Genomic DNA, 5244 nt, shown 5'->3' on the forward strand with positions numbered 1-5244 from the left:
CCCCCGTCAGCCTTGAAGTATTCGCCGACCACGAAGGGACCCTTGACCTTCAGCCGCCCGAAGGTGGTCCCGTCATGGGGCAGGCGCTTTTCCTCGTCATCCACCAGCTTCATTTCGATGCCGAGCGGCGGACGGCCCTGCTTGAGCTTGAAGCGGAGCTGCTCCTCCTCGCTCATGGCGGCGATCTTGTGGTTGGGCGTGGCCTGGGTGCCCAGCGGCGAGGTTTCGGTCATCCCCCAGGCGTGGGTCACGTCGACGCCATACTCGTCGCGGAAGCCACGCACGATGGCCTCCGGCACGGCCGAACCTCCGATGACCACGCGCTTGAGGCTAGTCAGCTTGCCGCCAGTGTCGCGCAGGTGCTGCAGCAGCATCTGCCAGACGGTGGGCACGGCGGCCGAGAAGTTGACCTGTTCGCTCTCCAGCAGTTCGTGAACGGAGGCGCCGTCGAGCTTCGGGCCAGGCATGACCAGCTTGGCGCCCACGGCCGGCGCCGAAAACGCGATGCCCCAGGCGTTGGCGTGGAACATGGGCACCACCGGCAGGATGGAGTCCGCCGCCCCGACACCCAGCACATCTGCGCCCATGGTGGTCAGGGTGTGCAGGAAGTTGGACCGGTGCGAATAGAGCACGCCCTTGGGGTTGCCCGTGGTGCCGGAGGTGTAGCAGAGGCCCGCGGCCGTGTTCTCGTCGAAGCCGCCCCAGGCGCAGTCGGGCGAGGCCTCGGCCACAAGGGTCTCAAAGCACAGGGCGCCCTCGATAGGGCAGTCGGCCATGTGCGCCTCGTCGGTCATGACGATGATCTTCTCGACCGTCGGCAGCTTGTCCTTCAGCGCCGCCAGGATCGGCAGGAAGGTCAGGTCGGTGAAGATGACCCGGTCTTCGGCGTGGTTGATGATGTAGGCCAGTTGTTCGGGGAAGAGGCGCGGATTGAGGGTGTGGCAGACCATGCCGACGCCCATGATGCCGTACCAGGCCTCCAGGTGCCGGGCGGTGTTCCAGGCCAGGGTCGCAATCCGGTCGCCGGGCTTCATGCCCAGGTTCAGAAGCGCGTTGGACAGGCGCTTGGCGCGGCCATGCACCTCGGCATAGGTGGTGCGGACGATGGGGCCTTCGACGCTGCGGCTGACGATCTCGCGGTCCCCATGCCATTCCTTCGCATGGTCCAGGATCTTGTCGACCGTCAGCGGCCAGTCCTGCATCAAGCCCAGCATCAATTCGCTCCCTAGGTTATCGGCGTTCTTGCGGGCTAAGCTAGTTTTGCGACGGCCTTTAGGCAACGAGAGTCGCCCCGCGCGGGCGCAAAGGGACGATCCTTGCGCGAAAGGGGTGACAGGCCCGCCGTTGTGGGATAAATATCCCCCATCATGTCTCCGAACGCCGCCACCTATCTCTTTTGGTATTTTGGCTATCCGACGCCCCTGGCGACGGACGGAGTTCTGCTGACGTGACCCAGACGTAAGACGAACCCCACCGCCGCCGCCGATCCGGCGGCTTTTTTTATGGCCCGTCGGACCGCTCCGCCAAAGCGCCCATCCCAGAGAGCCATTCCATGACCGCCACCGACCCCACCACCACCGACGATCTGCGCATCGGCTCGATCAAGCCCCTGACGCCCCCGGCCGAGATCATGGCCGCCCAGCCCCGCACCGCCCGGGCCAGCGCCACCGTCACCGACGCGCGCACGGCCGCTCAGGACATCATTCATGGCCGCGACGACCGCCTGCTGGTGGTCATCGGCCCCTGCTCCATCCACGACCCCGACGCGGCCATGGAGTACGCCCACCGTCTGGCGGCTGAGCGGACGCGGTTCGCCGGCGATCTGGAAATCCTGATGCGGGTCTATTTCGAAAAGCCGCGCACCACGGTGGGTTGGAAGGGGCTGATCAATGACCCGGGTCTGGACGGCGGTTTCGAGATCGACCAGGGCCTGCGGATCGCCCGAGGCCTGCTCGCCGACATCAACGACATGGGCCTGCCGGCGGCGTGCGAGTTCCTGGACGTGACCACGCCCCAGTACATCGCCGACCTGGTGGCCTGGGGCGCCATCGGGGCGCGGACCACCGAAAGCCAGATCCACCGGGAACTAGCCTCGGGCCTCTCCTGCCCCGTGGGCTTCAAGAACGGCACCGACGGCAATGTGCAGATCGCCGTGGACGCGGTGCGCGCCGCCAGCCAGCCGCACCATTTCCTGGCCGTCACCAAGGAAGGCCGCTCAGCCATCGCCGCCACCACTGGCAACGGCGACTGTCATGTGGTGCTGCGCGGTGGATCGGCGCCCAACCATGACGCCGCAAGCGTCGCGGCCGCCTGCGCCCTGATCGAGAAGGCTGGCCTCGCCCCGCGCCTGATGGTCGACGCCAGCCACGCCAACAGCAACAAGAAGCCGGAGAACCAGCCCGCGGTCATCGCCGAACTCGCCGCCCGTCTCGCCGCCGGCGATCAGAAGGTCATGGGGGTGATGGTCGAAAGCCACCTGGTGGCCGGCCGTCAGGACCTTATCCCTGGCCACCCCCTGACCTATGGCCAGTCGATCACCGATGGCTGCATCGGCTGGGACGACTCCGTCGCCGTGCTGGAAACCCTGGCCGGCGCCGTCCAGGCCCGTCGCCAGGTCCTGGCCCGGGAGCCTGCCCAGGCTTGAGGTCTCAAGCCGGGGTCTGGAGGTGGCTCCAGGCCTCGGCGGCCTCGTCAGCCGAGCCCGAAGCGTCGATCCGCGCCCATTGGACGGCGCCGACCTCCTGGTCGAGCTGCTTGCGCAGGGTCTCCACGGTGGCGTCGGACGCGTCCCCGTGCCGGGCGTCGATCCGTGCGGCCAGGGTCTCTACCGGCGCCTCCAGCCAGACGCCGTCGAAGGCGACGCCCTGGCTCGTCGCAAGGGCCTCGGCCCTTCGGCGCAGGGCCGGTGAGATGAAGGTGGCGTCCAGGACCACGGCGCGGCCGGCCGCCAGGGCCTGGCCCGCCTCGCTGAACAGGGTGTCATAGACCTGTTCGTAGAAGCCTGGCCCATAGGCGCTTGCCGGCAGGCGGCTGTCGGGGGCCACCCCCATCAGCCGCTTGCGGACCTCGTCGGTGCGCAGGACGATGGCGCCGGGCGCAGCGCCGATCCCCGGCGCCACCAGCCGGGCGAAGGTGGATTTGCCAGTCCCCGACATGCCGCCGACCGCCAGCAGCCGGGCCTTAGGCGGCGAGAGGTGCGCCAGGGCCGCGTCCAGATAGGCGCCAGCCGCGGCGTCATCGCCCGTATGGGCCCAGACATGGGCACGGACCGCAGCCCGGACCGCCATCATCAGGGGCAGGGTCGCCAGCCCATCCCACAGTTCTGGCCCAAAGCTGCGGGCCGCCTCGTCCAGATAGGCCGAAAGCACCCGCACCGCCGCATCTCGCCTCCGACGGAAGTCCAGGTCCATCAGCAGGAAGGCGATGTCGTACTGAACGTCCACATCCGACAGGGTGTCGTTGAACTCGATGCAGTCGAACAGGATCGGTCGCCCGTCCTCCAGGAGGATGTTCCCCAGGTGGAGATCCCCGTGGCAGTGACGAGCGAACCCGCCCAGCGCCCGGGCGTCCAGCAGGGCCTGATGCTGGAAAAAGGCTTGGTCGGTGGCGGCGATCACGGCCTCCACCCGATCAGCCCCCAGCCGGGGCGCCAGCTCGCGCAGTAGGTGGGCGTTGGAGTCGATGGTGAATTTCAGCGCCCGTCCCCCACCGCCCTCAGGCCTCAGGGGGGCTGCGGCATGGAAGCCGGCGACGGCGCGCCCCAGGTTGTCGGCCAGGGGACCATCGACCGCCCAGGGCTGGGCCGAGAGCACGGCGGTCTCGTCGAAGCGGCGCATCTCCAGCGCGAACTCCACAGGCTCGCCCTCGCCGTCGAACTCCAGGCCGCCATCGGCCATCCGAGTGATCGCCCGCACGGTGCGATAGATGTCAGGCGCCGCGGCCCGATTAAAGCGCAGCTCCCGGTCCAGCGCCCAGCGCCGCAGTTCCAGCGTGGAATAATCGAGATAGCCCAGGTCCAGCCGTCGCTTGACCTTGAAGGCGCGCTCCGGCGTCAGGAAGACCCGCGCGCACGCGGTGTCGATGCGTCGCTCGGCCTGGCCTTCAAGCCAGGCGGCGACCTCGGCTTCGTCCGGATCGGTCAAGGGACGGCCGCCTTGAAACGGGGAGCATTCATCAGGGGTAGAGCCGCTCGGTGGTCCAGCCCTGACCGCTGCGGCGGAACACCAGCCGCTCATGCAGGCGGAAGGGGCGGTCACGCCAGAATTCCAGGGCGCTCGGCGCCAGACGGAAGCCGGACCAGTGCGGCGGGCGCTCCACCTTGCCCAACCCAAAGCGCAGGCCAGCCTCGGCGATCCGCTTTTCCAGCGCCAGGCGGTCAGGCAGGACGCGGGACTGCTCCGAGGCCCAGGCGCCCAGCTGCGAAGCCCGCGCGCGGGTGGCGAAATAGGCGTCGGCCTCCTCTACGCTCACCGGGCTGATCTGACCGCGGACGCGAACCTGCCGCCGCAGGGATTTCCAGTGAAACAGCAGGGCGGCGTGGGGGTTTTCGGCCAGCTGCCGGCCCTTGGCGCTTTCCAGGTTGGTGTAGAAAACAAAGCCGGCCGGATCGACATCCTTCAACAGCACCATGCGCACGTCCGGGACACCATCGGCGTCGGCGGTGGCGAGCGCCATGGCGTTGGGGTCGTTCGGCTCCTTGCCGCCCGCCTCCTGCAGCCACTGGCCGAACAGGGCGAAGGGGTCGGTTTCGCTCAGAAGCGGCGGCGGCTCGGCCTGGGTGACCTGGGCCACATAGTCGTCCTCAGAGGGCGAGGCCGGGATCAGAGAGTCTGATGGCGGGGAGTCCGGGGGGCGCTTTGACATGACCTGCGCCCTATAGCGCGCGGGCGGCCGGTCGTCAGGGGTTTAACGCGCCGTTGACGGGCCACCGGCTAGGACCTTCACCCTATGAGCGGGACAGATCAGGCCCTGACGACGCGCCGGGCGCGGGAGCTGCTGGGCGTCGCCGCCGGCGCTTCCTCCGGAGAGCTGCGCCGCGCCTTCCGCAACCGGGCCAAGAGCGTCCATCCGGACCGTGACGGTGGGGATGCGGACTCTTTCCGGCGGTTGGTTGAGGCCTATGACGTCCTCCGCGGCGGCTCCGGCCGGGCCGACATCCTGCATCAGCCGCCCAGTGTTCAGACCAGCCGCAGAACATCCGATGGCGCCACCCTCAGCCTGACGCCGCATCTTGCTCTGCGCGGT

5 protein-coding genes are annotated in these 5244 nt (G+C 68.6%); 2 read left to right on the top strand and 3 right to left on the bottom strand.

What is annotated here, in order from left to right; genetic code table 11:
- A partial coding sequence (locus tag Q8N19_RS04550) for an AMP-binding protein (RefSeq protein WP_305588443.1) occupies window positions 1-1214 on the bottom strand: 1214 nt, incomplete at its 3' end.
- Between the two features lie 338 nt (window positions 1215-1552).
- Here Q8N19_RS04550 and Q8N19_RS04555 point away from each other — a divergent pair.
- Window positions 1553-2644 carry a 3-deoxy-7-phosphoheptulonate synthase gene (locus Q8N19_RS04555; RefSeq protein WP_305588444.1) on the top strand — a complete coding sequence of 364 codons (1092 nt, stop codon included), beginning with the start codon at window positions 1553-1555 and terminating at the stop codon, window positions 2642-2644.
- Window positions 2645-2648: 4 nt separating this feature from the next.
- On the opposite strand, the gene Q8N19_RS04560 is transcribed toward Q8N19_RS04555, so the two are convergent.
- Window positions 2649-4142, bottom strand: coding sequence for a bifunctional aminoglycoside phosphotransferase/ATP-binding protein (locus Q8N19_RS04560; RefSeq protein WP_305588445.1), 1494 nt, complete (start codon window positions 4140-4142; stop codon window positions 2649-2651).
- A gap of 31 nt (window positions 4143-4173) precedes the next feature.
- Entirely contained in the window at window positions 4174-4863 is a 690-nt protein-coding gene (pdxH, locus tag Q8N19_RS04565) for a pyridoxamine 5'-phosphate oxidase (RefSeq protein WP_305588446.1), read from the bottom strand.
- Window positions 4864-4947: 84 nt separating this feature from the next.
- On the opposite strand from pdxH, the gene Q8N19_RS04570 reads away from it, so the two are divergent.
- A partial coding sequence (locus Q8N19_RS04570; protein WP_305588447.1) for a J domain-containing protein occupies window positions 4948-5244 on the top strand: 297 nt, incomplete at its 3' end.

It is taken from the genome of Phenylobacterium sp. (assembly GCF_030693405.1).
Lineage (GTDB): Bacteria > Pseudomonadota > Alphaproteobacteria > Caulobacterales > Caulobacteraceae > Phenylobacterium.